Here is a 3,988-nt window from a genome sequence, read left to right on the forward strand (position 1 = left end):
CTGCAATTTCCGCTTCCGCGAAGCCAATCTGCCTCTTCATCATCGTGAGTCTGTTCCGTGAGCTGTCTTCTATAACGTCCTCAGCTACGCCGGCGATGACCGCCGAGCCGAATAAATCAGCGTTTCCATAGCTCTTCGCAACAGGCATAAGTCGCTCCATCCCGCTTTCTTCAATTCATCTTGTCCACTCGGGAAGGCTCCGTCAATACCCGTTTTTAGCTAAAATTTCGCTGCCGGAATGCCGTGGAATTAGTGAGATTGTATCGGAATAGAAAAAATATTTTGGTGTGTCGGCCACGTGCGACAGACTCCGATAGATAGCCTGAAAAAAATTCGGAAGGGATGTAGGTAGACATCACAACTGCCGACAGCAACACGACAAGCGCGCAGATTTTTCCTCTTACCCTACAGACTCGCGACAGCCCCGCCTGCACACTCTCGGGAACAACCTCACGGATTTTGGAAACAGAGCAGGCTGCCGAAGCAGGATCGATCTCACCGATTCGGGGCATGTGATTGCCGACTGCAGCGGCACGCCTCGCGGACATCGGGCATACAGCTATCGACCATGGACCGGACTACCACGCAGGAACGGACCTGCACCGTATGCAGACTCGATCAATCGACATCACAGACTCGCGATGAGGAGGTATGCAGTCCAGCAACAGAAGGCCAGCAGACTCATGGCGTGTCGCGCCCGGACTCCCCTGGCTACCTCGCGGAAAATCACGGTCGACCTCGCCGAAAACGTTTGGATTGGGGCATTAAAAACAACATAAAAGCGAGGGATGGCAGGATAGGCTTTCGCCGGTTTTGGGCGCCGCGGCGCGACAAGCGAGTGTCGTCAAATGATCCGTCTAGCCGAAGCCGTCGCCTTCCAGCGCGCGAGATATTCCGTCATCAATTGGAATGTAACGTATCCATCCAAAACCGAAAGTCGTCTAGCCTTGTCGCCGTTTGCCGCCACTCGTCCATGGACGACGATTCGTCGGCGCATTGCTCCACGTCTGGTTATTCATCGAGTGCACTAGGGGTCCAGAATGGGCCACGCGGTGGGGATGTTCGAAAGCACCTGTGTGGCTTCCAGTTCATACGACCTGGTTACCTTGCTCTTCGAGATGGTGCCTCGCAACTTCGGTGGTGCATACGGAGCACTGTGAGGCTCCAATGCGGTACGGGCGCGTTGCAGGCGCTCGGTGGTCAGCGTGCGGACCTCCGCCCTGCTTCCTTCTATGTGCCACCCCAATAACTCGACGGCGCGGTCCGCCGCAGGATCACGGACGGCCGAGAGAATCGCAATGTGTTCGTCGTAGGTGTCGTCGATGCAGTCGCCATAGACGAGATCGAGCCGCCGCACCACGCGGATGCGGTCGGTCACGCGCTGCATGGCCGCGCTCAGCTCGGCGTTGCCGGCAGCGACGACCAGCGCCTCGTGAAACGCTTCGTCGAGCGACACCATCTCTCGGCCGTCGCGAACCCGCTGCCTGTGAGGAACGTCCCAGATTCGGTCGAGTCGGTCGAGCATCTGCAAGGCGGTCGCGGACAAGGTGCCGTCGACCCCAAAGAGCCGGCTGACCGAAAACGTCTCGATCAGCTTGCGCATTTCGTATAGATCTTCGAAGCGCTTGAAGTCGATCGGCACCACTTCCCAGCCGCCGCGCACATAGCCGTGCATCAAACCGTCGCTTTGAAGACGCTGCAGCGCCTCGCGCGCCGGTGTGCGCGAAACGCCGAAGCGGTCGGCGATACTGCCTTCGGTCATGCAATCGCCGGGCAGCAGGCGCAGCTCGAAGATATCGTCGCGCACGCTGAAGTAAACACGGTCAGCGCGCGATGAAGGAGAGCGGGTTGTGTCTTTCACGCATGGGCCTGGAATGAACGGATCATTTCGGCAGTGACTATCGGTCAGCGTCAATACATCCGTCAAGACGAATTTCATGGCGCGCCAGGTGCGGCAGAGCCCGCAGCCATCATCCCACACCGCAATATCGCCAAAGGCAGAAAGAAGATATCAAAATCGTAATCAGGCTGTCAGTCTGGGAGCAACGTCAATTGACGACAATGGGCTCATCGGTGCATTGCGTCGGGCATGCCCTGATGGGATCCGATCAACGGGCCGATTGGCAAATTCCTGGAGACTTTGGAGAAAACCGTGAAAAAGACAACTCATATAGCGATTGGCGCGCTTGCGTGCTCGATCGCGATGAGTGCCTTGGCGCAAACGCAGCCCACTGGCAAAACCCGGGCGGACGTTCGCGCGGAACTCATCGAGGCGCAACGGGATGGTCTGGTGCCTACGCCGAAGTACGACTACCCGCCAAGCGAAGCTGCGATTGAACGCAATAAGGCACTGTATGCGATCACTCACAATGGTGCAGAAATATCTCCTGTTTCAGCGGCGCCAACGCAATCTTCCAGTGAAACGGTGCAGTGACAAGCTTGCCAGGAATGTCTGCGTCTGCGCGCGAATGTCAAACCTGGAGTCGAAGATGACTTTATTGAACATAGCAATCCTTTCCGCTTTTCTTCTTGTGCCCGTTGAGGTCGCCTACGCACGTGATGGACCTCGTGAAGAAGGATTAGGGTAAGGAGTACAAAGAAACATGCAATGCCCGCCTCGGACGCACACGGATCGGCAAAGCCGGCGATTTCGGAAGACCGCGCAGTCTGTCGGCGGGGAAACGTGTGTGACGTAGCGTAAGGTCAATGGGCCGCGCCGTGAAGCGAGGGGCATCGTTCATGCGCAGGCATCTGTTCTTTCCGACCCAACGGCTCGCGAGCGAGCTAGTCTAAAATCCCCCGACCGCTGCGAAACGATTCCATGAATCAATTAGCCTCCGTTCGCATTTTCGCCAAGGTTGCCGACTGCCTGAACTTCGCCGAGGCGGCGAAGCAGCTTGGTATCTCGAATTCAGTCGTCACTCGCAGCGTGGCGGTACTCGAGCAACATCTCAGCGTGCGCCTTGTCAACCGGACCACTCGCCGGGTGTCGCTGACGCCTGCCGGCCAGTTGTATCGGGAGCATTGTGGCGAACTGCTCAGGCAGCTCGCGACGATGGACGAATGCATGGCAGCTGCTGCCGGTCAACCCGCCGGATCTTTGCGTATTGCCGCGTCTTCTTTATATGCTTCGACCGATCTGCCCGAAGTACTAGCGGCGTACCGGGTGCAAGAGCAGCGTACGCAGTTCGATCTGACCGTATTCGATAACATGGCCGATGTCACGGTGGCAGACTTCGATGTATGCTTCAGCGCCGAGCGCCACCTGCGTGATTCGTCGCTGGTTTGCCGGCCGCTCGCACAGACGCGGGACGTAATTGTCGGGAGCCCCGCGTACTTCGCACGTCGGCGGCCGCCACGCACCCCCGAGGAGCTGTCGTCGCATGATGTGCTGGTCGCGTCGGACGCGCCGAGTCGTTACTGGGAATTTCGTGACAAGCATGGCACGCAACGCGTAGTGGTACGACCGATTCTGAGCATGCAAAACCCACTGCTCATAAAGCGCGCAGTCCAGGCGGGCCTCGGCATCGCCCGGCTTTCGCGCTCGCTCATTCAAGGTGAGCTGGCAGACGGCTCATTAAAGCCAGTGTTCGAAAACATCGAATTGTGCGGCGACGCGCGGACAGTGTGGGTGCTCTATTCCGGACAACCGTACATGGCGGTGGCGCTCCGCAGTTTTGTCGATTTCGTGGTAGAACGTTATCGCCAGAATCCACGTGAAGACAAGCGCGAAACTGTCGTTCCCGTGGGAGCGGCACAACACCATTTCAGCAATACTGAACTGCAGTGGACGGGTATTTTGTAGGTCCTAAAGTGCAAATACCTTTCGTCAGATCCCGGCTCCACGCACCGGCGCGCGAGCTAGCAGGCTGCGGAAATACACCCCTCCAAAAGCAACGTCCATCGCTCTGCGCGGCTACCGCCGCGCAATTTTCTGCATTACGAAATTTCAACGTGAATCCAGCTTATTTTTCGACAGTTTGAGGCC

3 protein-coding genes are annotated in these 3,988 nt (G+C 57.6%); 2 read left to right on the forward strand and 1 reads right to left on the reverse strand.

Features of this window, described 5'->3' with window-relative positions; genetic code table 11:
- Positions 1-1,027 precede the first annotated feature (1,027 nt).
- The gene (locus tag F6X42_RS41900) at positions 1,028-1,861 is read right to left on the reverse strand and encodes a GntR family transcriptional regulator (protein WP_312893027.1); all 834 of its coding nucleotides are present in this window, start codon (positions 1,859-1,861) and stop codon (positions 1,028-1,030) included.
- 291 nt (positions 1,862-2,152) lie between these two features.
- On the opposite strand from F6X42_RS41900, the gene F6X42_RS41905 reads away from it, so the two are divergent.
- Both F6X42_RS41905 and F6X42_RS41910 read left to right on the forward strand, forming a co-directional pair.
- On the forward strand, positions 2,153-2,434 hold the full coding sequence (locus tag F6X42_RS41905) for a DUF4148 domain-containing protein (RefSeq protein ID WP_312893028.1): 282 nt from the start codon (positions 2,153-2,155) through the stop codon (positions 2,432-2,434).
- A 387-nt stretch (positions 2,435-2,821) separates the two neighbouring features.
- Positions 2,822-3,805: a LysR family transcriptional regulator gene (locus F6X42_RS41910; protein WP_187639626.1), complete on the forward strand. Its 984-nt coding sequence runs from the start codon at positions 2,822-2,824 to the stop codon at positions 3,803-3,805.
- The last annotated feature ends 183 nt before the right edge of the window (positions 3,806-3,988 follow it).

It is taken from the genome of Paraburkholderia podalyriae, from assembly GCF_014397785.1.
GTDB lineage: Bacteria > Pseudomonadota > Gammaproteobacteria > Burkholderiales > Burkholderiaceae > Paraburkholderia > Paraburkholderia podalyriae.

Coding starts and splice junctions, on each gene's coding strand:
- F6X42_RS41910 (WP_187639626.1), top strand. CDS start 2,822: ATGAATCAATTAGCCTCCGTTCGCATTTTCGCCAAGGTTGCCGACTGC.